Annotated in this window: 20 protein-coding genes; 7 read left to right on the forward strand and 13 right to left on the reverse strand. The window is 72.8% G+C overall.

The features are described from left to right. Positions 1–121 precede the first annotated feature (121 nt). Positions 122–1444 (reverse strand): beta-propeller fold lactonase family protein, encoded by a 1323-nt coding sequence (locus tag ACFV2X_RS05700; RefSeq protein WP_385612350.1) that lies wholly within the window; start codon positions 1442–1444, stop codon positions 122–124. 305 nt (positions 1445–1749) lie between these two features. Here ACFV2X_RS05700 and ACFV2X_RS05705 point away from each other — a divergent pair, with 305 nt between their 5' ends. From ACFV2X_RS05705 to ACFV2X_RS05725, 5 genes are all read left to right on the forward strand, one after another. Beyond that, a complete protein-coding gene (locus ACFV2X_RS05705; protein WP_385611848.1) occupies positions 1750–2646 on the forward strand; it encodes a Gfo/Idh/MocA family protein in 897 nt (298 codons plus the stop codon). An 87-nt stretch (positions 2647–2733) separates the two neighbouring features. Beyond that, positions 2734–3480 (forward strand): HAD family hydrolase, encoded by a 747-nt coding sequence (locus ACFV2X_RS05710; protein ID WP_385611850.1) that lies wholly within the window; start codon positions 2734–2736, stop codon positions 3478–3480. Continuing rightward, positions 3477–5822, forward strand: coding sequence for a glycoside hydrolase family 65 protein (locus ACFV2X_RS05715; protein WP_385611852.1), 2346 nt, complete (start codon positions 3477–3479; stop codon positions 5820–5822). Before ACFV2X_RS05710 ends, ACFV2X_RS05715 begins: the two co-directional genes overlap by 4 nt. Positions 5823–5910: 88 nt before the next feature. Next, complete coding sequence (gene sthA, locus ACFV2X_RS05720; protein WP_385611855.1) at positions 5911–7314, forward strand: Si-specific NAD(P)(+) transhydrogenase; 1404 nt, start codon at positions 5911–5913, stop codon at positions 7312–7314. Positions 7315–7350: 36 nt separating this feature from the next. Beyond that, positions 7351–7575, forward strand: coding sequence for a DUF2277 domain-containing protein (locus tag ACFV2X_RS05725; protein WP_089506041.1), 225 nt, complete (start codon positions 7351–7353; stop codon positions 7573–7575). Positions 7576–7655: 80 nt separating this feature from the next. On the opposite strand, the gene ACFV2X_RS05730 is transcribed toward ACFV2X_RS05725, so the two are convergent. Beyond that, entirely contained in the window at positions 7656–9563 is a 1908-nt protein-coding gene (locus tag ACFV2X_RS05730) for a glycoside hydrolase family 97 catalytic domain-containing protein (protein WP_385611858.1), read from the reverse strand. Between the two features lie 192 nt (positions 9564–9755). On the opposite strand from ACFV2X_RS05730, the gene ACFV2X_RS05735 reads away from it, so the two are divergent. Beyond that, a complete protein-coding gene (locus ACFV2X_RS05735) occupies positions 9756–11099 on the forward strand; it encodes a Gfo/Idh/MocA family protein (protein ID WP_385611860.1) in 1344 nt (447 codons plus the stop codon). 71 nt (positions 11100–11170) lie between these two features. Here ACFV2X_RS05735 and ACFV2X_RS05740 read toward each other — a convergent pair whose 3' ends face one another. From ACFV2X_RS05740 to ACFV2X_RS05750, 3 genes are all read right to left on the reverse strand, one after another. Beyond that, a complete protein-coding gene (locus ACFV2X_RS05740) occupies positions 11171–12352 on the reverse strand; it encodes a S1 family peptidase (protein ID WP_385611863.1) in 1182 nt (393 codons plus the stop codon). A 254-nt stretch (positions 12353–12606) separates the two neighbouring features. Beyond that, entirely contained in the window at positions 12607–13272 is a 666-nt protein-coding gene (locus ACFV2X_RS05745) for a response regulator (RefSeq protein ID WP_385611865.1), read from the reverse strand. Next, positions 13269–14507 carry a sensor histidine kinase gene (locus tag ACFV2X_RS05750; protein ID WP_385611868.1) on the reverse strand — a complete coding sequence of 413 codons (1239 nt, stop codon included), beginning with the start codon at positions 14505–14507 and terminating at the stop codon, positions 13269–13271. The genes ACFV2X_RS05745 and ACFV2X_RS05750 overlap by 4 nt, the downstream gene beginning before the upstream one ends. 196 nt (positions 14508–14703) lie before the next feature. Between ACFV2X_RS05750 and ACFV2X_RS05755 the strand changes: the two genes are divergently transcribed. After that, complete coding sequence (locus ACFV2X_RS05755) at positions 14704–15717, forward strand: ATP-binding cassette domain-containing protein (RefSeq protein WP_385611870.1); 1014 nt, start codon at positions 14704–14706, stop codon at positions 15715–15717. Positions 15718–15824: 107 nt separating this feature from the next. On the opposite strand, the gene ACFV2X_RS05760 is transcribed toward ACFV2X_RS05755, so the two are convergent. The 8 genes from ACFV2X_RS05760 to pabB all read right to left on the reverse strand — a co-directional run bounded on the left by ACFV2X_RS05760 (position 15825) and on the right by pabB (position 25979). Beyond that, entirely contained in the window at positions 15825–16970 is a 1146-nt protein-coding gene (locus tag ACFV2X_RS05760; RefSeq protein WP_385611873.1) for an AI-2E family transporter, read from the reverse strand. A 140-nt stretch (positions 16971–17110) separates the two neighbouring features. Then, positions 17111–17848: an SAM-dependent methyltransferase gene (locus ACFV2X_RS05765; protein WP_385611876.1), complete on the reverse strand. Its 738-nt coding sequence runs from the start codon at positions 17846–17848 to the stop codon at positions 17111–17113. A 72-nt stretch (positions 17849–17920) separates the two neighbouring features. Continuing rightward, entirely contained in the window at positions 17921–18394 is a 474-nt protein-coding gene (locus tag ACFV2X_RS05770; RefSeq protein WP_385611879.1) for a carboxymuconolactone decarboxylase family protein, read from the reverse strand. Then, entirely contained in the window at positions 18391–19233 is an 843-nt protein-coding gene (locus tag ACFV2X_RS05775) for an aminotransferase class IV (protein WP_385612353.1), read from the reverse strand. Before ACFV2X_RS05775 ends, ACFV2X_RS05770 begins: the two co-directional genes overlap by 4 nt. A 37-nt stretch (positions 19234–19270) precedes the next feature. Continuing rightward, positions 19271–20512 (reverse strand): FAD-dependent monooxygenase, encoded by a 1242-nt coding sequence (locus ACFV2X_RS05780; RefSeq protein WP_385611882.1) that lies wholly within the window; start codon positions 20510–20512, stop codon positions 19271–19273. A gap of 1 nt (position 20513) precedes the next feature. Next, the gene (locus tag ACFV2X_RS05785) at positions 20514–22112 is read right to left on the reverse strand and encodes a class I adenylate-forming enzyme family protein (RefSeq protein WP_385611885.1); all 1599 of its coding nucleotides are present in this window, start codon (positions 22110–22112) and stop codon (positions 20514–20516) included. Between the two features lie 64 nt (positions 22113–22176). Then, entirely contained in the window at positions 22177–23697 is a 1521-nt protein-coding gene (locus ACFV2X_RS05790; protein ID WP_385611887.1) for an AMP-binding protein, read from the reverse strand. Beyond that, a complete protein-coding gene (pabB, locus tag ACFV2X_RS05795) occupies positions 23694–25979 on the reverse strand; it encodes an aminodeoxychorismate synthase component I (RefSeq protein ID WP_385611890.1) in 2286 nt (761 codons plus the stop codon). Before pabB ends, ACFV2X_RS05790 begins: the two co-directional genes overlap by 4 nt. Between the last annotated feature and the right edge of the window lie 48 nt (positions 25980–26027).

Below are 26027 nucleotides of genomic sequence, written 5' to 3' on the forward strand. Positions count from 1 at the left end.
GACTCGCGACTCCTCCCCTTGACGCCCCATCCAGGCATGTTCACGTCACGCTACGCGGGGGTGGTCGGCGGGGGAAGACGGCTTACGCCCCGTCATTGGCTCGCCGGGCCCGGCCGGCGGTTCAGCGGAAGACGCCGGTGTGGCCCAGAGAGTAGCGGCCCGGCTGGGGAAAGACGGCCAGCCCGTGCGGGCCGCCGCCCACCGGGATCCGGGCCAGCAGCCGGCCGTCGCGGGTGGCGATCGCGTACACCTCGGAGTTGTAGCGGCCGGAGAGCCACAGCACCTTTCCATCGGCGGACACCCCGCCCATATCGGGGCTGCCGCCGCCGGGCAGCCGCCAGCGCTCCACCAGCTTGCCGGTGGCGAGCGACAGGACCGAGATGGTGCCCTCGCCGCGGTTGGTGATGTACATGCTGCGGGAGTCCCGGCTGACATACAGACCGTGGGCGCCCTGGCCGGTGGGCAGCAGCCGGGGGCGGGTGAAGGCATCCCCGTTCAGCACCCACACCCCGTCGGCCTCCATGTCGGCGATGTACCAGGTCCGGCCGTCCGGTGAGATCTTCACGTCCTGAGGCATGGCGCCCGCGAGCGGCAGCCGCTGCTGCCCGATCACCTTCATCCGGGCCGTGTCCACCTTCAGCAGCTCGCCGGAGAACTCGCAGGACACGATGAAGTAGCGGCCGTCGGGCGAGAAGTCCGCGTGGTTGACGCCGTAGCACGACACCGGCACCGACTTCACCACGCGCATGGTGTGCGCGTCCCGGAACACCAGCGCCCGGTCCATGGATGCCATCACCACCGCGTACTTGCCGTCGGGGGTGAAGTAGAGGTTGTACGGATCGTGGACGTCCACTGGGCGGCCGGTCTTCCCGGTGGCCGGGTCGATGGGGGTCAGGCTGTTGCCGAGGTCGTTGTTGACCCACAGTGTCTTCAGGTCCCAGGAGGGCACGACATGCTGCGGCTGGCTGCCGACCTGGAGGGTGCGGATCACTTTGTACGTCTTCGGGTCGATGACGCTGACCGTGTTGGACAGCGTGTTCGGCACATACACCCGCGACGGGATCCCCTTGACCACCGGGGACAGCTTGCCCGGCCGGTCGGCGGCGTACAGGTCGTGCGGGTCAAGCGGCGGTGGCATCCCGGGCAGCAACCGAGCGGCGGCGGCCTTCGAGGCCGCGGCCGACGCCGACGCGCCGGCCGTCCGCGACGGTTTCGTGCGCGCCGGCCGCGTCTGCTCGTGGGAGGCGGCACAGGCCGATGCCGCGGCGCACATCAGCAGCAGCGCCCCGGCCACCCGCAGCCGCACGGCCCGCCGCCGGGCGGGGGAGCGGCGTGCCACGGTGAGCGACAGCGCGGGGGAGTGGCGCGCCACGGTGAGCGGCAGGGTCCGCGGGCCGTCGGCGCGCGGGGCGGTCGCTGCGCCTTCCCGGCGATACGGGCGGATCGGGCCACGGGCCACGGGATTCCTCCAGCGGTGGTGCGGGCGAGGACGTGGGCGTGCCACGGGACGCGGTCTCCCGCTGGCCGGTACGGCCGCGGTGGCCGCCCGGACCGGCCCGGCCGAGGCTCACACTGCCACCGCCGCGACCCGGCGGCGCGCCCCCGCATCCGACCGGGTGGCGGGTCTCCCCCGCGCGGGGGCACCAACGATCTCCCGGCCCTCTTCCGCCGACCCGCACCGCGCGGCGTAGGATCGCGCCCGGCAGCGAGCGGAGCACCAGGAGACAGCAGGAGACAGAGGGGGCGGCATTGCGGTTCGGACTGCTGGGCACAGGCCACTGGGCGGCCGAGACCCAGGGCGCGGCCCTCGCCGCGCACCCCGAGGCGGAGCTGGTGGGCGTCTGGGGCCGGGACCCGGCCAAGGCGCGGGCGCTGGCCGAGCGGTACGGCATCCGGGCCTACGACCGGCCCGACGAGCTGATCGCCGACGTCGAGGCGGTCGCCGTGGCCCTGCCGCCGGACATCCAGAGCGACCTGGCGCTGCGCGCCGCGCGCGCCGGGCGCCATCTGCTGCTCGACAAGCCGCTCGCCTTCACCACCGAGGACGCCGATCGCGTGGTGGACGCCGTCGAGGAACGAGGGCTGGCCTCCGTGGTGTTCTTCACCCGCCGCTTCGCCCAGCCGGTGGAGGACTTCCTCACCCGTGCCGCGGCCGACGGAGGCTGGGACGGCGGCCGGGCGACGGCCTTCGCCTCGATCTTCCGGCCCGGCAACCCCTACGGGGGCTCCCCATGGCGGCGGGAGCGCGGCGGCCTGTGGGACGTCGGCCCGCATGCCCTGTCCGTCCTGCTGCCCGTGCTGGGCCCGGTCGCCGAGGTCACCGCGGTCGGCGGCCCGCGCGGGGCGGCGCATGTGCTGCTGCGCCACCGTTCGGGCGCGGTCGGCACCCTCGCGCTCGCCCTGGACGCCCGGCCCGCCGCCGTCGCGCACACCTGCGACTTCTACGGTGAACAGGGCGTGGCCGCCGTCCCCGACGCGGGGATCAGCCCCGTCGAGGCGTTCACCGCGGCCACGGACCGGCTGCTGGGGGTCGCCCGCACCGGTACGGGCGACCCGTGTGACGTGCGGTTCGGCCGCGAGGTGGTGGCCATCCTGGAGGCCGCCGACGCCTCCCGCCGCCTCGGCCGCACCATCGCCCCGCGCTGAGCCCCTTTTTAAGGGCTCGGTTCTCCCCCAGCTACCGCTGGGAGGTGCCCCCTGCATAGACCGACGGCTCCTGGGGAACCGGGGGTCATGACCAAGCTCCGCCTCCCGGAGTCCGTCCGGGCCTGCCTGTTCGATCTCGACGGCGTGCTGACCCGCACCGCGGTGATCCACGCGGCGGCGTGGAAGGAGATGTTCGACGATTTCCTCCGGCGCCGCGAGGGCCCCGACTTCCGCCCCTTCGACAAGGTCGACGACTACGACGAATACGTCGACGGGCGGCCCCGCGCCGACGGAGTGCGCACCTTCCTGGCGTCCCGGGGGATCGAGCTGCCCGAGGGAACGGGCCAGGATCCGCCCGACGTGGACACGGTGCATGGCCTCGGCACCCGTAAGAACGCCCTGGTCCTGGCGAAGATCCGGGAAGAGGGGGTCGAGGCGTACCCGGGGTCGGTGCGCTTTGCCCGGGCGGTCCGCGCCGCGGGCCTGCGCACCGCGGTCGTCTCGTCGAGCGCCAACTGCCGCGATGTCCTGATCTCTGCGAAGATAGAACACCTCTTCGAGGTCCGTATCGACGGCGTGGTCGCCGCCGAGCGCGGGCTGGCGGGCAAGCCGCATCCGGACACCTTCCTGGAAGCCGCCCGCGACCTGGGCGTCGCCCCCGCGGCCGCCGCGGTGTTCGAGGACGCCCTGGCGGGCATGGAGGCCGGCCGCGGCGGGCGCTTCGGCTGTGTCGTGGGCGTCGACCGGGTCGGCCAGGCGGAGGCGCTGCGCGCCCACGGCGCGGACATCGTGGTGCTGGACCTCGCCGAGCTGCTGGAGGAGGACGCCTCGTGATCACCGATTCCTCATACGCCGTCGACCCCTGGATGCTGCGCGAAATCGAGCTCCACCTCGATGTGCTGCCGCAGAGCGAGTCCGTCTTCGCCCTCTCCAACGGCCATGTCGGCTGGCGCGGCAATCTGGACGAAGGCGAGCCGCACGGCTGGCCCGGCTCCTATCTCAACGGTGTGCACGAGCTGCGCCCCCTGCCGTACGCCGAGGCCGGCTACGGCTACCCGGAGTCCGGCCAGACCATGATCAACGTCACCAATGGCAAGATCATCAGGCTGCTGGTGGACGACGAGCCCTTCGATCTGCGCTACGGGCGGCTGCGCTCCCACGAGCGCGTCCTGGATCTGCGCGGCGGGCTGCTGCACCGCACCTGCGAGTGGACCTCCCCCTCCGGCACCACCGTGAAGCTGCGCTCCACCCGGCTGGTCTCCCTCACCCAGCGGGCCATCGCCGCCGTCGCCTACGAGGTGGAGGCCGTGGACGCGGAGGTCCGGATCGTCGTCCAGTCCGAGCTGGTCGCCAACGAGCAACTGCCGCAGCGCGCCGGCGACCCCCGGGTCGCCGCCGCCCTGGAGTCCCCTCTGCAGCCCGAGGAGCACGACGCCCATGACATGCGGCTGCGCCTGATCCACTGCACCGAGGCCAGTCGGCTCCGGGTCGCCACCGCCGCCGACCACTTCATCAGCGGGCCGCCGCCCACCCGCACCTCGAGCGAGAGCAGCGAGGACGTCGCCCGCCTCACCGTCACCTCGGTGCTCAAACCGGGCAAGGTGCTGCGGCTGGAGAAGCTGGTCGCCTACGGCTGGTCCGGCGCCCGTTCGCTGCCCGCCGTCCGGGACCAGGTGGAGGCCGCGCTGGCCGGCGCCGCGAGCACCGGCTGGAAGGGCCTGGTGGACCAGCAGCGGGGCTGGCTCGAGGGTTTCTGGAGCCGCGCGGACGTCGAGGTCGAGGGCGACGCCGAGATCCAGCAGGCCGTGCGCTTCGCCCTTTTCCACGTACTGCAGGCCGGGGCCCGCGCGGAGGAGCGGGCGATCCCCGCCAAGGGCCTCACCGGGGCGGGCTACGACGGACACTCCTTCTGGGACACCGACACGTTCGTGCTGCCACTGCTCACCTACACCTTCCCCGAATCCGTCGCCGAGGCGCTGCGCTGGCGGCAGTCCACACTGCCCGCCGCCCGGGAGCGGGCCCGCCAGCTCGGCCACCACGGCGCCGCCTTCCCCTGGCGCACCATCGAGGGGTCCGAGTGCTCCGGGTACTGGCCGGCCGGGACGGCGGCCTTCCATGTCAACGCGGACGTGGCCGACGCCGTGGTGCGCTATGTCTCGGCCACCGGCGACGACGACTTCGAACGCGAGAGCGCGGTGGAGCTGCTGGTGGAGACGGCACGGCTGTGGCGCTCGCTGGGCCACCACGACCACCACGGCCGCTTCCACATCGACGGGGTGACCGGCCCCGACGAGTACAGCGCGCTCGGCGACGACAACGTCTACACCAACCTCATGGCCCAGTCGAACCTGCGTGCCGCCGCGGACGTCGTCGAGCGCCACCCGGCCAAGGGCGCCGTGCTGGGGGTGGACGACGAGGAGGCCGCGGCCTGGCGGGACGCCGCCGAGGCCATGACGATCCCGTACAACAAGACCCTGGGCGTCCATGAGCAGTCGGCCGACTTCACCGACCACCAGATGTGGGACTTCGAGGGCACGCACCCCGATCAGTACCCGCTGATGCTCAACTTCCCCTACTTCGACCTGTACCGCAAGCAGGTCATCAAACAGGCCGATCTGGTGCTGGCGATGTATCTGCGCGGCGATGCCTTCACCGAGGAGCAGAAGGCGCGTAACTTCGCGTACTACGAGGCGCTGACCGTCCGTGACTCCTCCCTGTCCGCCTGCGCCCAGGCCGTCATGGCCGCCGAGGTCGGCCATCTGCGCCTGGCCTACGACTACTTGGGCGAGGCCGCCCTGATGGACCTCAGGGACCTGGAGCACAACACCCGCGACGGACTGCATATCGCCTCGCTGGCCGGCACCTGGATCGCGCTGGTGGCCGGATTCGGCGGGATGCGCCATACCGACGGCAGCCTCACCTTCTCGCCCAAGCTGCCGGAGAAGCTGGCCCGGCTGGCCTTCACCGTCCAGGTGCTGGGCAGGTGCCTGCGGGTGGAGATCACCGACGCCACCGCCACCTACACCATGGTGCGCGGCGCCCCGCTGGAGATCCGCCACTACGGGCGGCCGCTCACCGTCACCGAGAAGTCGCCGCAGACCCGCAAGGTCCCCGAGCCCACCGCCCGCCCCGAGCCGCGCCAGCCCCCCGGCCGCCGCCCCGACCGCCGCGCCTGAGGCCCGCGGGGGCGGCCGCCCCAAATGGGACCCGGAGAAAGGGCTCTTGCTCTTTCGGGCGGGTGGCATGGGGTGCCAGACTTCTCAGGTGCCCGACTTTGACATGCTCGTGATCGGATCCGGCCCGGGTGGCCAGAAAGCAGCCATCGCCGCGGCGAAGCTCGGCCGCAGCGTGGCCGTCGTCGACCGCCCGGACATGGTCGGCGGCGTCTCCATACACACCGGGACCGTCCCCTCCAAGACCCTGCGGGAGGCGGTGCTCTACCTCACCGGACTGACGCAGCGCGATCTGTACGGCCAGAGCTACCGCCTCAAGGACGAGATCACCGTTGCCGATCTGACGGCTCGTACCCAGCATGTGGTCAGCCGCGAAGTGGACGTCATCCGCAGCCAGTTGGCCCGCAACCGGGTCGCGGTGTTCGCCGGCGTCGGACGCTTCGTGGACGACCACACCGTCGCCGTACGCGACGCCGACGGCCATGAACAGCTGCTGACCGCGGGCCATATCGTGATCGCCACGGGTACCCGCCCGGCGCGCCCGGCGTCCGTGGAGTTCGACGAACGGACGATCATGGACTCCGACAGCGTCCTGAACATGGAGCGGGTGCCGCGCTCCATGGTCATCGTGGGCGCGGGCGTGATCGGCATCGAATACGCCTCCATGTTCGCCGCCCTGGGCAGCAAGGTCACGGTGGTCGAGCAGCGCGAGGGCATGCTGGACTTCTGCGATGTCGAAGTGGTCGAGGCGCTGAAGTACCGGCTGCGGGACCTGGCCGTCACCTTCCGCTTCGGCGAGACGGTCGCGGCGGTCGAGCGCCACGCCCGCGGCGCCCTGACCGTGCTGGAGAGCGGGAAGAAGATCCCCGCCGACGCGGTGATGTACTCCGCCGGACGCCAGGGGCTGACCGACGACCTCGACCTCGGCAAGGCGGGCCTCACGGCCGACCGGCGGGGCCGGATCACGGTGGACGAGCACTACCGCACGGCCGTGCCGCACATCTACGCGGTCGGCGACGTGATCGGCTTCCCCGCGCTCGCCGCCACCTCGATGGAGCAGGGCCGCAGCGCCGCGTACCACGCCTGCGACGAGCCGGTGAACCCGATCCACGACCTTCAGCCCATCGGCATCTACAGCATCCCCGAGATCAGCTTCATCGGCCGCACCGAGGACCAGCTCACCGATGCGTGTGTGCCGTTCGAGGTGGGCGTCTCGCGCTACCGCGAGCTGGCCCGCGGCCAGATCGTCGGTGACTCGCACGGCATGCTGAAGCTGCTGGTGTCCCCGGAGGACCGGCGGCTGCTGGGGGTGCACTGCTTCGGCACCGGAGCGACCGAGCTGATCCACATCGGCCAGGCGGTGATGGGCTGCGGTGGCACCGTCGACTACCTGGTCGACGCGGTGTTCAACTATCCGACCTTCGCCGAGTCCTACAAGGTCGCCGCCCTGGACGCGACGAACAAGATGCGGGAGATCGACCACCTCGGGGACTGAAGCCCCGTTGTCAGTGGCGGGGCGCACACTGGAGGCATGTGCCGCAGCATCAAGACACTCCGCCCGCCCATGACGCCCGAGCTCCACGACGAGGACATCGAGGCGGCTGCCCTGCAGTACGTCCGCAAGGTGTCCGGGTTCCGCGCGCCCGCCGCCCATAACCGCGAGGTCTTCGACCAGGCCGTCGAGGCGGTGGCCGAGGCCACCCGTAAGCTCCTCGACGGACTCGAGGTGCGCGGAAGCGGCGGGCGCGCGAGCTGAGCCCGCCGAGCCGTGTTGCCCCACCCGCCGCGCCGGTGTGATCGGCTCGGCGGGTGGGGTGTGTGGCGCCGGCTCCCGGCTCAGGCGGCCGTCCGGTCGCAGCTGGTGCGGCCGGGGTGCCAGCGGCAGGCGATGGCCGCGAAGCCGCCGTCCGCCACGACCGGTACGGACAGGGTGTCCCCGTCGGGCATCACCCGAGGTTCGCGTACCAGGCCGTCGGGGCCGTCGAGGACCAGATCGACCAGCCAGGTGCCCGACCCCAGCCGCAGTGGCACCTCGGCGGTGTGCGCGGCGCCGGCGAAGGTGCCGCCGATGAACCACCGCCCGCCGCTCGCCCGGGCCAGCACCGCACTCTCGCCGGGCCGTCCCGCGAGCAGCCGGGTGCGGTCCCAGGCCGCGGGGAGCTGTTCGAGGAAGCCCCGCGCGACTGGGCGCGCGTCATACGACTCCGGAGTGCCCGCCAGGTTCTGGATGCCCGACTCGTACAGCACGGACAGACCCAACTCGCCCGCGTCCGAGGCCGCGTTCGGGCGTTGCGGGCGGTGGAAGGCGCCCGGGGTGAAGTCCATGGAGCCGATGACGTTGCGGGTGAAGGGGAGGGTGGTCAGATGCTGCGCGGTGTTGACGCGTTTCTCCTCGCCGTTGACCCCTTCCATCGTCATCACATGCGGCCAGGTGCGCTGGATGCCCTTGGGGATCGTCGAGCCATGGAAGTTGACCAGCAGATGGTGGGCGGCGGTGGCCGGAAGGATCTCGTCGTACCAGCGCAGCGTGTCCTGCGACTCGGAGTCCATGAAGTCGATCTTCACCCCCTTCACGCCCCACCTCTCCAGGGTGGGCAGCCACTGCTCACGCTCCTCGGCCGTGTCCAGATCGCGGTGGTGGATCCAGACCTGGATGCCGACGCCGCGCTCCCGCGCGTAGGTCACGAGCTCCGGGATCCAGCTGTTCGTCTGCCAGTTGGGGTCGGTGACGTCCCACTGGTCCGGGTCGAAGTACCAGCCGGCGTCGACCACCACATACGGCCAGCCGCGCTGGGCCGCGTAGTCCACGTACCCCTTCTGCATCGACAGGCTCTGCCCGGCGGGTTTTCCTCCGGCCAGCCAGGTCCACAGGGCGGGCCCGGGCCGGATCCACGAGGTGTCGGCGACCCGCGAGGCGGGTGCGAGGTCATCGGTGAAGGTGGACTCCGTGACGGTCGCGAGATCGCCCACGACCAGCGCCCGCCACGGTGTGCTCAGCGCGCCGTCGGAGGTGACCCGCTCGTCCCACAGCCCGATGCGATACGTGGGCAGGCCCGCCTCGTGGACCAGGCGGGCGGCGGAGTAGCGGCCGCTGAGGTCCGACTCGGCGATCAGGGCGTAGGTGCCCCGCGTCTCGAACAGCGCCTGTGCCATGTACTCGCCGGTCGGCGCGGTGGCCGCCGGGTACTGGTTGAACAGGTTCTCGTTGTCGCGCCGGTAGGCGCCGAGCCACGCCGTCGCGTCCGTGGGCAGGGTGAAGGCCGAGGTCTCGCCGAGGACGTCCCCGCTGCCCTTCGGCAGGACATAGCGGTAGGCGACGCCGTCGTCCGAGACCCGGACCACGAGGTCGAGCCGGGCGCCGCCGTCGCCGCGGAAGCGGAACCTCGTCTCGGTCATGCGTACGTCGCGGACGCGTTGTTTGCCGACGGTGGCGCGGTAGCGCTCCGCGACCACATGGCGCTCGCGCCCCGACAGCCGCAGACCCCGCGACAGATCCGCCCCGTCGGTGCGGATGCCGAGGGGCGAGGGTTCGAGCACCGTACGGCCGCCCCGCGACACCTGGAGGGTCAGCGCGCCCGTGGTCGCGTCGAGTTGTAGTCGGGCCTGCGGGCCGGAGCGCGCCGAGGGGCCGCTCACCGTCCACGTCGAGTCCTGAGCATGTGCGGGTGCCGTGACGAACAGTGTCATCGCGAGCACGGCGCTGAGCAGAAGAGCCAGGGTGGTGCGTCTGACAGATCTCGCCATGATTGCCTCCCGAGGCGGATACGTTACAGAGTCATCCGATAACTGGGGAGGGGTGAGGCGTGATTGAGGGGTAAGGGGGGAGAGCGTGACGCTAAAGATCGGACCTATGGTTGAGTGTTGGTTGACGCGTCTGCAAACGAATGCAACTCTTCCGTGCAGCTTCAATCAGCCCAGCAGCGGGAGAGGAATCGCATGGCCGCCACCACCACAGCCAGGCGCGTCGCCATCGTCGGCACCGGCCACCGGGCACAGACCTTCACCGAAGCCTTCTCCCGCCGCCCGCAGCTGCACATCGCCGCCCTGTGCGACCCCAACCCGGTGCGGATCGCCCACCACAACGACCTGCTCGCCGCCGCGGGCCGCCCGGCGGCCACCGCGTACGGGGCGGCGGACTTCGAACGGGTGCTGCGCACCGAGGACATCGACGAGGTGCTGGTCACCACCGTGGACGCGCTCCACGACCACTACATCGTCCCCGCCCTGGAACACGGCGCACGCGTTGTCACCGAGAAGCCCATGACGGTCGACGCCTACGCTTGCGCCCGCATCCTGGAAACGGTGCGCCGCACCGGCAACAGCCTCTCCGTGGCCTTCAACTACCGCTTCAACCCCGTCCATGAGCGGGTGCGCCGGCTCCTGGCCGAAGGGGCCATCGGCGATGTGTTGTCCGTGCACTTCGAGTGGCTGCTCGATGTCCGCCACGGCGCCGACTACTTCCGCCGCTGGCACCGTGAGAAGGCCAACAGCGGCGGTCTGATGGTGCACAAGTCCAGCCACCACTTCGACCTCGTCAACTGGTGGCTCGGCGCCCGCCCCGAGCAGGTCTTCGGCTACGGGCGGCTCGCCTTCTACGGCCGGGAGGCGGGGGAGCGCACCGGCTACCGACGGGACTACGACCGGGCCCACGGGGCGCAGGCCGCGGCCGACGACCCCTTCGCCGTCCACCTGGAGGACAACGAGGCGCTGAGCTCCCTGTATCTGCGGGCCGAGGGCGAGGACGGCTATCTGCGCGACCGCAACGTGTTCGGCGACAACATCACCATCGAGGACGACATGGCGCTCCTGGTGCGCTACTCCACCGGCGCCACCATGACGTACCACCTCACCGCCTACTCGCCGTGGGAGGGCTACCGGGTGATGTTCAACGGGACGCGTGGCCGTCTCGAGCTTCAGGTCGAGGAGAGCCTGTGGCAGCCGCCACGGGCCCGGCTCGCCTCCGCCAAGGGCGCCGTCCACGGAGACACCGCGCTCGCCAACGCGGGCGGCCACCGCATCACCGTCCACCCGCTGTGGGAGCCCCCGCACGAGGTGGCCGTCACCGACTACGACCACGCCGGTCACGGCGGCGGCGACGCGCGCATGTTGGACGCCCTCTACGGGCCGGTCGACCCCGACGCCGCGCCTGACACCGGCGACGCGGCGGGGCTGCGGGCGAACGAGGTCGACGGTGCGCTCGCCCTGGCCGCGGGCCTGGCGGCCAACCAGTCCTTCGCCACCGGACGCCCCGTGGACATCGCGGACGTGGTGCGGGTGTGACCCCGTAGTCGACAGTGGGAGGCGGGCCGGACAAGGCCCGCCTCCCACGCCTGTCTTCAGGCCGCTCGGGCTCAGGCGGTGTGCAGCCGCAGTCCGTACGTCGACAGGATCTCGTTCACCGGCTGGAACCAGGTCTCCCCGCCGCTGCTGCAGTTGCCCCAGCCGCCGGACGTCACGCCCTGGGCCTGGTCGCCGCTGATGAACGAACCGCCCGAGTCACCGCCCTCGGCGCACACATTGGTCTTGGTCATCTGGTACACCGCGCCCTGGCTGTAGTTCACCGTCTCGTTCTTGGCCAGCACCGTGCCGCAGTGCCAGTGGGTGGTGGAGCCGGAGCGGCAGATCGAGGCGCCGACCGGGGCCTCCGCGGAGCCGCGGACCAGCGCGTCCGGCACCGTGCCCCAGCCGAGCACCACCGGGACGGTCCACCAGCCGCTGCCGACGTTGACCCACGCGTAGTCGTTGCCGGGGAAGGACGAGCCCTGGAAGTTGCCGACGTACGAACGGTCCCAGCCGCTGACGGAGGCGCCGGCCCCGCTGCAGTGTCCTGCCGTGACGAAGCCACCCTGCACCGAGAAGCCGATGGAGCAGCGGACGTTGCCGGTGTAGTACGGGTCGCCGCCGACCGTGCCCGCGGCCAAGGTGGTCGGCGCCTGCGCGGCGGCCTTCTCGACCGTGACCGGGATCGAGCCCGCCCGCTTGGCCTGGTCCTTCGCCGCGCCGACGAACGCGCGTACGGCGGCGTCGCCCTCGGACCCCCGGCGGACGGAGATCACCACGCTGCCCGCCTTCGGGTCGACGCGCCAGCTGCTCACCCCTGCCGGGGCGGCCTTCTTCCCGGCCTTCGCGTCGAGTCTCGCCTTCACCGCGTCGAGCTCCTTCGCGGTGTGCCGGACGGTCCGGGCGGTGGCGCCGGTCGTCCGTACGGCCTCGGCCTGCTGTTGGCTGGTGACGCCGACGACCAGCTTTCCGGTCTCCGCGTCGAACCAGGAGCCGCCGAACGCCTTGCCCGCGGCGCGCTCGGCCTTCGGCGCCAGCTTCATGGCCGCCGCCTCCTGACGCAGACGGGCCTTGGCCTGTCCCTCCGTCAGGCCCAGGTCGCGGCCGAGAGTGCTGACGAGCTTCGCGGAGGGCGCGGATGAGTCGGGGCCGGGAGTGGCCGCGGCGGTGGAGAGTGCGGTGCCGGCGCCTGTCAGGGAGCCGAGGATCAGTAAGGCGGACAGGCCGACACGGACGGCGGTCGTGCGTCGCATGGCAGTTCTCCTTCTGTTGCGCTGCGAAACGAGGGCAGAACAGGGGAGACCTGAGAGCGCTCTCATGGCCGATCGCGGAGGAGCCTAGGGCCCGCCGGCTTGATATGTCCATACCAATGGAAGTGATGGGGTGCGGCGCGAGGGAACCTCTAGGGATTCCCTCAGACGCCGTGTGGTCCGCCACCGCGCTCGGTCCGCCACCGCGCTCGGTCCGCCACCGCGCTCGGTGCGCCGGCGCCCGGTGCGCCCGCGGCTCAGCGGCCACCGGGGACGACGAGGCCGGACTCGTAGGCCAGGATGACGGCCTGGGTGCGGTTCTGGGCGCCCAGCTTGGTCAGCAGATTGCTCACATGGGTCTTGACGGTCTCCAGACTGACCGTCAGACGGCCCGCGATGTCGGGGTTGGACAGACCGGTCGCCATGAGCCTCAGGATCTCGGTCTCACGGGCGGTCAGCGGCGCGTGGCCGGCGGCCGGGCCGACCGGGGGCAGCGGGCGGGCGGCCACCAGCCTGCGCACGGCGTCGGGGAAGAGCACCGAATCGCCCGTGGCCACCAGCCGTATGGCGTGGGCGATCGCCTGCGACGGCGCCCGCTTGAGGATGAAACCGTCGGCGCCCGCACGCAGCGCGTCATAGACGTGTTCGTCGCTCTCGAAGGTCGTGATCACCACGACCTTCGGCGGGTCCTCCAGGGCCGACCGCAGCTGCCGGGTGGCCTCGATGCCGTCCATCCCGGGCATCCGCACATCCATCAGCACCACGTCCGGGCGAGTGGCCCGCACCAGAGGCAGCACCTCGGCCCCGTCCGTCGCCTCGCCCACCACCTCCAGGTCAGGCTTGGCCGACAGCAGGGCCCGCAGTCCGGTGCGGGTCAGCTCCTCGTCGTCGGCGATGAGCACGGTCAGCGGCGAGGTGTTCATGGCGCCGACCGTAGCGGTATCCGGGCCACCAGCCGCCACCGGCCGCCCGCCACCCGACCGGCGCTGACCTCGCCGCGCAGCAGCCGCACGCGCTCGGCGATTCCGGTCAGGCCCTGCCCCCGCCGGCCGGGCCGGGTGAGGCCGAGGGTGCGGCCGCCCGCCATCGGGTTGCCGATCTCCGCCTCCAGCCAGTCGCCCGCCACCACCACGCGCAGCGTCACCGGCGCCCGGTGGGCATGGCGCAGGGCGTTGGTCAGCCCCTCCTGGATGATGCGGTAGGCCTCCCGGGACACGGCCGCCGGCACCCGCGCCCAGTCGCCGTCGAGGTCGGCGTGCACCTCGGTACCGGTCAGCCGCACCCGCTCCAGCAGGGCACGCAGATCGCCGAGCGTGCGCTGCGGGGCCGTCGAGGCCTTGCCCTCCCGCAGTACGCCGAGCACATGGTCCAGGTCGTCCATCGCGCTGCGGGAGGACTCCTCGATGCTGCTGAGCGCGCGCCGGGCCGCCTCCGGCTCCCGGTCCATCAACTCCGCGGCCACGGCCGCTTGGATGGTGGCGGCTGTGAGGGTGTGCCCGATGGAGTCGTGCAACTCCTGCGCCAGCCGGTTGCGCCCGGCCAGCAGGCGCGTACGCTCCTCGAGCGCGGCCAGTCGCTCGGCCGGCCGGGGCCCGAGCAGGGCCGGGGCAGCCCACCGCAGGACGGCCACCGCACCCGCGCACAGCCACGCCGCCGCCGCGAGACAGCCGACCGCGGCGAGCGGGGCCCATCCGCCCCGCCAGCCGCCCGCCACCCGCACCGACAGACCGAGCACAGCGATCCGCTCGCCACCGCCGAGCCAGACCGCCGGCAGCACCGCCGCCGACATCCCCAGCAGACCGGTCACGGCCACCACCGCCCAGCCCACCACCATGTGCAGCGCCAGCCAAGCCGGGGTGCGTACGAGGCCACGCGGACCGGCGCCGGGGGAGGCGACAGGTGCGGGCAGACCGGTGCGCAGCAGCCGGTTGGCCAGGCGCACACACCGCGTCCGTACCGCACGCGGGCGACCGCCGGCCGTGAGCAGCGCCGCGAACACGGCCCCGAAACACACCCAGCGAAGCCCCGCCGGCCACAGTCGGGCCACCCCCGCCGTCACGGCGAGCGCCACCGCCACCGGGGGCAGGCTCCAGGCCGCGCCGACCAGCGCGTACACCCACCCCCGTACGGTGTCCGCACAGCCGATTGACCTGCCCACGGGCAGTTTCCCCGTGGGCGGATTCCGGACGGGTCGTTTCCAGTCGGGCGATCTCCACACGGGCGCAAGTATGGTGGCCACCCCACACCGCCCGCCTCCCCCCTGAGAGCCAGAGGCGCCTTCCCCCGGCCGGGGGAACCGGATTTCCCTCCCCGCCGCGAAGCGCCCGCGCACCCCGCCCGGCGACAGTGGCCCCATGCTCGAACTGATCGATGTCAGCAAGGTCTACCGGGGCGGAAGACGGGCCGTGGACCATATGACGCTCCGTCTGGGCCCGGGCCTGCTGGGTCTGCTGGGCCCCAACGGCGCCGGAAAGTCCTCACTGATGCGGATGGCCGCCACCGTCACCCCTCCCACCGGGGGAAGAATCCTGTACGACGGAGTGGACGCGGTGGCGCGGCCGGACGTTCTGCGGCAGGCGCTCGGCTATCTGCCACAGGACTTCGGCGTCTACCCCCATCTGACCGCGCGGGAATTCCTCGCCTACCTCGCCGCGGCGAAGGGCATCTCGGCCCGCGCCGCGCGCGCCCGCATCGACGAACTGCTCGAACTCGTCAACCTCACCGAGGCGGCCGGACGCCCCCTGGGCGGATACTCCGGCGGGATGCTGCGCCGGGTGGGCATCGCGCAGACCCTGCTCGCCGACCCGCGGGTCCTCGTCGTCGACGAGCCGACCGCCGGCCTCGACCCGCAGGAGCGGGTGCGCTTCCGTAACCTAGTCCGGGCTCGCGGTCACGGCGCTGGCCGCGCTCGCCCCGCTGGTCCGGTTCGTCGCGGCGGCCGACTGGGCCGGGGTCGGCGCCTGGGCCGGCGGCGCGCTCTTCGTCCCGTCGCTGGCTCTGGCCCTGGGCACGCTCAGCCGCAGCCACCGGCTCTTCCAGGCCGGCTACGTCCCGCTGTGGTACGCGACCGCCAATGGTCTGCCGCTGCTCGACTTCATGGGCGCGGTCCGGACCGGCGGCCATCCGGCCGGCCCGCCCGCTCCGGCCGTCGCCGCGCTGTCCGCGCTGTTGCTCGGCGCCGTCTTCGCGGCCGGTGCGGCGCGGGGCGGCAAGGGCTGAGCCGTCGTCAGGCCAGGGTCTGTCGTCAAAGGGGGCGTCCGGCCGCGAGCGGCGTCTGGTGCAGGGGGCACCTCCCAGCGGTAGCTGAGGGAGGATCGCAAGGCGGAGCATCGTCCTCGTACTGGGCGCTGCGGTCGATATGCCGCTGACGCGGCGTGGCGGACGGTGCGACAACGCAGCTGGGGGCACCTCCCAGCGGTAGCTGGGGGAGCCGTGCCAGGCGTCGGGAGCAGGGCGCCCCCTTTGACGACAGGCCCTAGGCGCGCAGCGTACGCACGACCGACCAGACGACCGACACCATCGGCACGGCCACGATCGCGCCGATCACCCCGGCGACGAGGCTGCCGCCGATGACCGAGATCGCGACCACCACCGGGTGCAGCTGCACGGCCCAGCTCATCACCAGCGGATGGAGCACATGGCCCTCGATCTGGCCGATGACGACGATGAGCACCAGCACGGCGGCGGCGATGACCGGGCCCCGCCCGGCCAGCGCCACCACGGTCGCCACGGCCAGCGCGATGGGCGCGCCGATCAGGGGGATGAAGGTGGCGAAGAACACCAGCACCGTCAGCGGCAGCGCCAGCGGCACCCGCAGCAGGAACAGGGCGATGCCCACCAGCGTCGCGTTGGAGGCCGCCACGATGATGATGCCGCGCGTATAGCCCGCGAACGTGGACCACGCCGCCCGGGCTCCCCGGTCCCACGGGGACCGTGCGGTCTCGGGCAGCTGGGCGTGGAACCATTGCCACATCCGGTCGCCGCCGTAGATGAAGAACACCGAGCAGAACAGGGCCAGGGCCGCGCCGGTGAGTGCTTCCACGACCCGGTTGGCGCCGCTGAGCGCCTGGCTGATCAGCGCCCCCCGGTGGGTCGCGACGAAGGTGCTGATCCGCTCGTGCAGCCCCTGAAGCGTGCCGTGTTTGATCCGGAACGGCGGCTGCTCCAGCCACCGGCTGATCCGGCCCACCCCGCCGCGGAACTCGCCCACCAGCCTGCCCGCCTCCGCGGCTGCCACGCTGCCCACCAGCGCCAGCAGGCCGAGCACCACGACGATGCTGCCGATCAGCGCCACCGCCACCGCGAGGGGCCGCGGGACCAGCCGCTCCAACAGGTCGGCCAGCGGCCGCAGCAGCGCGGTCACCACCAGCCCCAGGAACACCGCCACCGCGACGAGCTCGAAGCGCCCCAGCACCTTGAACGCCGCATAGACGAGCGCCCCGACCACCAGGAGCCGCCATGCGTACGCCGCCGCGAGGCGCAGCCCGGGGTGGACCAGGTCGGCCCCGCCCCGCCGCTCCGCCGCGCGCAGTGCGGCGGCGCGGGTCCGATGGCCGGGGTGGCCGGCCCGGGCCACGCGCGGTGCGCGTCGGTCATGCGGAGGGCGAGATGTGCTGCTCACGTGGGCGCCACCGCCTCCTGCGTCCAGGTCCCGCGCGGCCGACACGGGATGTGAATCGTCCCCGTACGGGGCGATTCAACCAGGGACGTGTCGCCCCGTGACGGCAATCGGCCGCGGCGTGGCGGGGCGGGCGGCCCGGGTTACGCCTTCGTGCTGCGCAGGATCAGATGGACGAAGCCGAAGGAGTCCCGGTAGTGGCGCAGCCACCCGGTGCGGTGGTCGGCGGCCGTCTCGAGCGCCTGGGCGCTGCCGGGGTCCTCGGGGTGGTCCAGGGCCCAGCGGGTCAGCGAACCCGTCCAGGCCCATTCGTACGCGTCCAGTTCCCCGCGCGTGCTGACGTGCCCGTGGACGGGGGTCCATCCGTCGGCCACGACCCGGTCCACAGTGGTCGCCAGGTCGTCGAAGTCGCCCAGCATCTCGACGGCCTCCGGGGAGGGCTCGCGCTCCCAGTACCCGTCACCGATCAGGACGCGCCCGCCGGGGGCCAAATGGCGGCGCGCCGCGGCGAGCGTGGGGAGGAGCCCGCCGAAGGCGTGGGCGGCACCGACGCTGAGCACGAGGTCGAAGGAGTGCGGTGAGGAGAAGCCGTCGGCCTCCTGCTGGTGGAGGACGAGCCGGTCCGCGACCCCGAGGCGCTCGGCCGCCGCCCGGGCATCGGCCAGGGCGGGCTCGGAGATGTCGACGCCCTCGGCATGCACCTTGGGCTGCGCGGACAAGGCGCGCAGCAGCCACTCCCCGCCGCCGCAGCCGAGGTCGAGCACCCGCTCGTCGCCGCGCGGCAGGCCCACTTCGAGCAGTCGGCGCACCGCGTCGTCGCCGATGGGGGAAGCGATCGGATGGTCGGCGTGGGCGAGCCTGGAGATCTTTTCACGATTCACCGCGGTAGCGTGCCAGGGCCCACGCCGCGCCCGCATCTGATTTTCCGTCACGGGCGCAACGCCACCCGAGAACTAACCCGGGATCATCCGGGTGCTGATCGCGATGCGGTTGTAGGCGTTGATGACGACGGCGGCCCAGATGATCGCCGCCACCTGCGGCTCGTCCCACACCTCGCGAGCGGCCCGGTAGACCTCATCGGGCACCTGCCCGTCCTGAACCGAGGTGACCGCCTCGGTCAGCGCGAGGGCGGCCCGCTCCCGGTCGGTGAAGAACGGCGTCTCCCGCCAGGCGCTCAGCGTGTGGAGTCGCTGGTCGCTCTCGCCGTGGGCGCGGGCGTCCTTGGTGTGCAGGTCCAGACAGAAGGCGCAGCCGTTGAGCTGCGACGCGCGGATCCTGATCAGCTCCAGCAACTCGGGTTCGAGCCCCGCCTCGGAGGCGGCCAGCGCCGCCGCCGCGTGCAGTTCGCCCATCGCCGCCGAGACCTTGGGCGTCAGCTGCTTGAGATTCATCCGGCGAGTCGGTGCGGTACCGGGGACCATGGTCATCGGGAAGCTCCGTTCGTGTCGTTCAGTGGTTCCGCTGCCGTGTCGAGCCAGTTCTGCCAGGAGGCCGCGTGCGTGGCCGGGCCCGCGCGCAGCGGGCTGCCGAGCCATTCGGTCACCGGCCGGATGCCGTGCAGGGCGTTGACGAACCACACCTCGCGACCGTCCAGGTCCGCCACGGTCGGCCGACGGTGCTCCACGGGCACGCCCAGCCGCGCGGCGTGCTCCTCGATCAGGGCTGATGTCACGCCCGCGAGCAGCGGCAGCCCGGGCGAGGGGCGGCACAGGATGTCCCCGTCCCACCACAGGACACTCGCCGTCGCCCCCTCGAGCACCAGCCCGTCCGGCGTGGTGAGCAGCAGCTCCTGCGCCCCCCGTTCGGTGGCCCGGCCGCGCAGTTCGGCCAGCAGGGACAGATCGGGCCCCTTACGGCGGGGGAGGACTCGCGGGTCGGCCTCCTCACTGACCCACACGGCCACGCTCTCGGTGCGCGGCGGCGCGGGCCGTATCCGCAGAAACAGCCGGGCCGGTTCAGGGCCGGCGAGTTCCACCCGCGGAAACCACGCACCGGCGCGCGGCAGGAGGTCGACCGCCTCCTGCCAGAACCTCTCGATCCGTGCCGGAGAGTCGCCCGTCGCCTCCGCGCAGGCCGCGACGAACCGGCGGCGATGCAGGTCCAGGCCCCGCACCCGCCCTTCGTCGACCAGCCACGAATCGGCGGCCAGCAGCGCCGTGTCCGGCACCGGTCGGCACGGTGTCAGACCACGGTCCTCGCACCACATCAACGCCCGGATGTCCGGCTCCTTCCCTACGTCCTGGCCGACCTGCCACACCGCGGCCATCTCCATCCTTAACAGCTCCTTCATGTCCGAGCCGGGTTCAGTATCCACCGGGCGAGGGGCTGCCGGGCGCCGCGCCCGGCGGTCCGTGGCGCGGCCCGTAGGGCGCGCGCTCCAGCCACGCCCCGCACCGGGGCACCACGGGCGCCAGCGTCGCCGCCGCGCGCTGTGCGGCCCGCCCCCAGCGCCGGGGCCGCAGATGCGCCAGCGCCGCCCCGGCCGCCGAGCTGTTGAACACCGCCGCGGCGCGGCGCACCGCGGCGAACTCGCCGACCGCGGCCGGCGTCCGCGCCGGATCGCGGCACGCCACCGCCACCGCCTCGGCCGCCGCCTCGGCGTCCGCCATCCCGCTGTTCATCCCCCGCGCCCCGAAGGGCGGGAACAGGTGCGCGGCCTCCCCGACCAGCAGCACCCGGCCCCCCGGGTCGGTGAACGACGCGGCCACCTTGCGCAGGAAGTGATACCGCGACACCCACAGGACCTGGTCCGTGTACCGTTCGCCGACCAGCGGGGGCAGCCATCGGCGCACCGCCTCCTCGCTGTCGTAGTCCTCCGGCGGGTCGTCGGCGTGACACTGCAGATCCATCTGGAAGCCTCCGGTGAACGGCACCCGCAGCACACTGCGGCCGCCCGTGCCCGGATGCTCGTAGTGGAACACCCGCTCCACCGGCAGCCCGTCGCCGTCCGGCTCCGCCACGTCCACCACCACGTGGTACCCCTCGGACCGGTCGCCCTCCAGCGGGATGTCCAGCGCCCCGCGCACCGCTGACCGCGCGCCGTCGGCCGCCACCACATGGCTCGACGTCCAGGTCCGGCCGTCCGCCGCGGCCACCGCCACCTCACCACCGGCCACCCGGGCGCCGCTCACCTCCGCGTCCCAGCAGAACTCCACGCCCGCCGAGACACACGCCTCGTACAGGAACCGCTCGGTGTCCACCTGGCGCAGGCTGGTGAACGGTGGCAGCTCATCGCCGTCGGCGGCGGCGGGGGCGGCGGGCGCGGCGGTTCGGGCGTACACCTCGCGGCCGCGGTAGAGCGTGCGCCGGGTGCGCCAGGTCGTCCCGTACGCCGCGATGCGCGCGCCGAGGCCCGGCCGGGCCCGCTCCAGCAGCCGCAGCGACCGCCGGTGGACGAACAGCGCCCGGCTGCCGGGCCGCACCCGCCCTCGCGGCCCGGCCTCCAGCACGGTGACCGGCACTCCCCGGGCGGTGAGGGCCAGCGCGGCCGTCATCCCCACCGGCCCGGCGCCCACCACCAGGACCGGTCGCCGCCCCTTCGCCACCTCAGCCCCCGGCCCGCGCCGGGGAGAGCGTGGGCAACTCGCCACAGGCGAGCAGCCGGGCGATCTCCAGACGCTTGATCTTCCAGGTGCCGGTCCGGGGCAGGTCCTGGAACCGGCAGTGCACCGGTGCGGACAGCCCCGGTAGGTCCGCGGTGGCCCGCCGCCACCTGCCGTCCTCCAGCGGCTCGTCCCCGCGCGTGCACACCAGCGGTACGGGCCGCTCGTCCGGCCCCGCCACGATGACCACCTCGCGCAGCTCGCCAAGGCGCGACAGCAGCGTGTCCTCGATCTCCAGATTGCTGTCGAGAGCCGGGATCTGATCGACCTCCCGGTCGATCAGATACAGCCCGCCCCACCGGTCCTGATAGCCCATGTCGCCCATCCGCCACCAGCCCCGGTCCACCTGCCGGGCGTACAGCTCGGGCGCGCCGAGGTAGGTGAGGATACGGCCGCGGGTGCGGGCCTCGATGGCCCCCGGTGTGCCGGGCGGACACTTCCTGCCGCGCTCGTCCACCACCCGGATCCGGGTGAACCCGGGGATCGCGTTGCCGACCCGCCGCCCACCTGCCCGGTCCGCGTCACTGCGGCCGTGGCGGCGGAAGACCACCGGGCCCGTCTCGCTCTGCCCGTACAGCTGCACCAGATGCGGCGCGCGGCGCCGGGACGCGCCCAGCAGCCGGCGGACGGTGCGCGGATGGATCGCGTCGAACGTGGAACCGTAGGCGCGGACGTTGGACAGCGGCGCGCCGGGGGCGGCGGCCAGGTCCTCCCAGAGCACAAAGGTGTTGGGATGGGTCTCGACGATGCCGGGGCGGTGCGCCGCCAGCAGCGGGCCGGCGTGGGCCGGGTCCGGGTCGACGAGCAGCAGCAGCGGGCTGCCGAAGTGCAGCAGCACGCCCAGCAGATGGTAGAAGCGGGAATGCACGTACGACATGTGCAGTGCGGCGGGCTCGCCACGGGTCGACCGGCCCAGCGCCTTCTGCGGCACCAGGCGGTTCCACATGGCGTACGGGCAGTGCACCGCAAGCTTGGGGATCCCGGTGGTCCCCGAGCTGTGGGTGATCAGGGAGGGCTCCTTGGGGTGCAGCCGTACGGCGGGACGCCGCGGCGCCCCTTCGTAGGTCGCCAGCGCGACGGTGTGCCGCGGTGCGTCGGGGGCGTCGTCCACCGTCAGCACACCGCGCGCCAGCCCCGTGTCAAGACCGCTCAGGGCGCCCCCCAGCGTCGCGTGGTCGGTGATCAGCCAGGGCGCGTGCAGCCGGTCGAGCAGCACCCCGGTCACCGACCCGTCCAGCGACGGCGACAACAGCGCAGGCACCGCGCCGATCCGTGAGGCCGCGCAGGCCAGCAGAGCGATATCGACGTTGTCCGACTTGTGGATGGCCACGTGTTCGCTCGGCCGTACCCCGGCCGCCCACAGCCGTCCGGCCATGTCGTCGACCAGGTCCGCGAGTTCGGCGTAGCCCAGCTCCGTACCGGCGTTCGGGGCGATGTCCAGCGGGCGGTCCAAGGTCACCGGCACATTGCCGTGCCGGGCCGCGGCCTCCCGGAACATCAGCCCGATGTAGAACCCGTGCTCGGGCATCAGCTGTCGCAACATATCCGGTTCCTTACACGTTCGATGTACGTCAACGGAGCGGGCCCCGCCGCGGGGCGCCCGCCGTTCACCAGGCCCCCTGCCGCACCAGATGGCGGCGCAGCTTGCCCGACGGTGTCCGGGGCAGGGAGGGCACCAGATGCACCGTCCTGGGGGCCTTGAAGGAGGCGAGCCGCCGCCGGGCCAGGGCGATCAGATCCGCGCTGAGCGCCCGCCCGTCGATCCCTGAGCCTTCCCCCGCCGGCGCGGCGGGGACCACGAACGCGTGCAGCCGAGTGGCCCCCCGGTCGTCGGGCACGGCGGCCACCGCGACCTCCCGTACCGACGGATGGCGCCGCAGCACGTTCTCCACCTCCAGCGGCGAGACGGTGATCCCGCCGACCATCTCCAGGTCGTCCACCCGCCCCAGATGCCGGTAGCTGCCGTCCGGCTCGCGGCGCGCCCGGTCCCGGGTGCCCAGCCATCCGCCGACCAGCCTGGCCCTGGACTCCTCCGGCAGCCCCAGATAGCCGGGCGTCACCGTCGGGCCGCGCACCCACAGCTCTCCCTCCGCGCCGTCGGGCACCACGGCGCCGGTGCCGTCCCGCAGCTCCAGCTCGAAACGGGGCACCGGAAGGCCCACGGTGCCCGGGGAGTTGGCCCAGACCGAGTTGGCGCAGAACGCGTGTCCTGCCTCGGTGGAGCCGATCTGCTCCAGGACCGGTGCCCCGAGCAGTTCGCCCACTTGCTCCCCCAGCGTGCCGGGCAGCCCCTCGCCGGCGCTGACGGCCGCGCGCACCGAGGAGAAGCACGCCGCGTGCCCGGCGCCGCGCTCGTCCACCAGCGCCGCGTACGCGGACGGCACGGAGTACAGCAGGCTCACCCGGTGCCGGGCGATGACGTCGTCCGTCAGGGACGGGCCGGGTCGGCTGGAGGTCAGCACCGCGGACGACCCGGAGAAGAGGGGGAAGACGAAGGCGTTGCCGAAGCCGTAGGCGTAGAACAGCCGGGACACGGAGAACGCCACGTCGTCGGCGCCGATGTCCAGGACGTCCTTGCCCACCAGCTCCCAATAGGCCGCCGGGTCGCCGTGGCAGTGCACCACCCCCTTGGGCCGGCCCGTGGTCCCGGAGGTGTACTGGATGTACAGCGGGGCGCGGGCGGTCACCGGCTCCGCGGCGGTGGCCGGGGAAGCGGTGCAGGCCAGCGCCGACAACTGGTCCGCCCCCAGCCAGCGGTCCGCCTCGAAGTGGTCCTCGATGCCGGGCCCGGAGACACACAGCACGGCCTGGGAGTTCTCGGCCATGAAACGGTGCTCGTCCGCGGTGAGCGCGGGGTTGACCAGCACCGCGATCCCACCCAGGCGCGCCGTGGCCAGGAACGCGCACACCCAGGGGACTCCGTCGGGCAGGGCGATCAGGATCCGGTCGCCCGCCGTCACCCCACGCCGCGCCAGTACGGTGGCCATGCGCGCGGCCAGGTCGTGGATCTCGCCGTGGGCCCATACGCGGTGGCCCTCCACAAACGCGGGCCGGGCCGACCACTCCTCCTGTTCGGCACGCACCGCGAGATGTTCGGCCAGATTGGCCGGCGCGGGCGCGGCGGTCACCGGTCCGCCTCCTCGGCGGGGGCGGAGGCGGGCGCGGCGGCGGCCACCAGCGCGCCTGCCGACTCTGGGGGTTCCGCGGGTGGCAGGGCGCCGACGTCGTGGTACGCGCGCATGGTCGCGGCCGTCTTGAGCAGCATCTCCTGGTACTCCTCCTCCGGGTCGGACGCCAGGACGATGGCCCCGCCCGCGCCGATGTGCATCCGGCCGTCGGTGAACACGGCGGTGCGGATGACGATGTTGAGGTCCGCCGCGCCGTTGCAGCTGAGGAAACCGAGCGCCCCGGAGTAGACGCCGCGCGCCTCGGTCTCCAGGGTGTCGATGATCTCCAGGGTCCGCTCCTTGGGCGCTCCGGTCATGGATCCGCCGGGGAAGCAGGCCCGTATGCAGTCGACGGTGTCCCTGTCCTCGTGGAGCCGGCCGCGTACGGTGGACACCAACTGGTGGACGGTGGCGTAGGTCTCGGTGTGCATAAGATCGGGGACACGTACGGTCCCGGGCGCGCAGACCCGTCCCAGGTCGTTGCGGAGCAGATCGACGATCATCAGGTTCTCGGCGCGGGTCTTCGGGCTGGTGGCCAGGGTGGCCCGGGCCCGGGCGTCCTCGTCGGAGTTCCGGCCGCGTGGCGCCGTGCCCTTGATCGGCCTGGCCTCGGCCGTTCTCTCGGGACTGACCCGCAGAAAGCGCTCGGGGGAGGCACACGCCACATCCGCCTCGCCGAACCGCAGGAAGGCCGCGTAGGGCGCGGGGTTGAGGCGGCGCAGCGCTCGGTAGAAGGCGTACGAATCGTCCGGCGCGGGCAGCCAGGCCGAGTCGGTGAGACAGATCTCGTAGCTGGTGCCGGCCCTCAGCTCCCGCTGGCAGGCCTCGATATCGGCCAGATAGCGCTCCCGGTCCCGCACCAGCCAGGGCTCGACGGCGGCCGTGGTGGCCCCGGAGGCCGTCGGGGGAGGGGCGAGCTCGCCGCCCACCGGGAGGCCGGTGAGCGTGGTGATGGTGTCATCCAGCCACTCGGCGGCCTCGCGGTGGCCGTCCGGGGTGTCCTCGGTCAGACACAGCGCGTAGGTGACGCCCTCTTGGTGGTCGACGGCGAGAAACCGGTCCGCGAACAGCCAGCAGGCGTCGGGGGTCTTCGCCTCGTGCCGGTTGGTGGACCCGCAGTCGGCCTTGAGCTCGTAGCCGAAGTAGCCGATGTAGCCGCCCGTGAAGTCGAACGGGAGGGTCGGGGCGGCGACGCGGCGGCGCGCCAGCTCCTTCTTGAGGTGGTCGAAGATGCTGCCGGGGACATGAGTGACGGGCTTCCCGGCCCGTTCGACCTCGCAGGCGCCCCGGCCCACGTCGTAGCGGACGAACTCGGCCAGCGGGCCCCGGCCGTCGCCCAGGAAGGAGAAGCGCGCCTCACCGGACCGGGTCCGCGCGCTGTCCAGCCAGAACGCGCGCGGCGCGTCCGCGTACAGACGGGTGAAGGCCGCCTCCGTGTCGATCGGGACGGCGAGCCACCGGGAGTGCAGCCGGTAGCCGACGCTGTCCTCGGGGACTGCCGTCCGCTTCGCGGGCGGGGGAGCGGCCGCGGCCGGCGCGGTGTCGGCGAGCTCCCGGTGTTTCACGGGGCGGGCCGCCGCGGGCGGCGGCGCGGACGGCTCGTCCGCGGTCATGGCCGCGTATTCGCGGGTCAGATCGCGGAAGTTGGCCAGGATCCGGTGGCCGTATCCGGTGAGGACGGACTCCGGATGGAACTGCACGCCCCACAGCGGCCGGGTGCGGTGGCGCAGCGCCATCAGCACACCGTCCTCGGACCAGGCGATGGCCTGGAGGGGCAGGGGCAGCGGTTCCGCCACGCACAGCGAGTGATAGCGGACGGCGGTGAAGTCCGGGGGGAGCCCGCGGAACAGCCCGCGCTCGCCGTGCCGGATTCGGGAGAGATGCCCGTGGCGGGGTTCGGGGGCGGGCACCACCCGGGCCTGGGCGCCGAGGGCGATGCCCTGGTGGCCGAGGCACACCCCGAGGACCGGTATGGGCGACCGCCCGATCAGCCGGGCGGTGGCCCCGAAGTCACGCGGGTCGGCCGGGTGGCCGGGGCCGGGCGACACCACGATGTTGTCAAACCGCGAGAGACCCGCGAGGCTCGACTGACCCGACGGGCCCAGCAGATCCGGATCCAGGCACTCGGGCGAGTCGTGGAGGATCACCACCGGCTCCTCGCCGTTGACCTCCGTGAGCAGCTGGAAAAGGTTGTAGGTATACGAGTCGTGATGGTCGATCAGGAGCGTCTTCAGCGCGTCCATCTGTATTGCCTCCTCGCTTTACGACCGGCCGGGTCCATCGCCTCGGCC

Source organism: Streptomyces sp. NPDC059679 (assembly GCF_042734105.1).
In the GTDB taxonomy this organism is placed as follows: domain Bacteria; phylum Actinomycetota; class Actinomycetes; order Streptomycetales; family Streptomycetaceae; genus Streptomyces.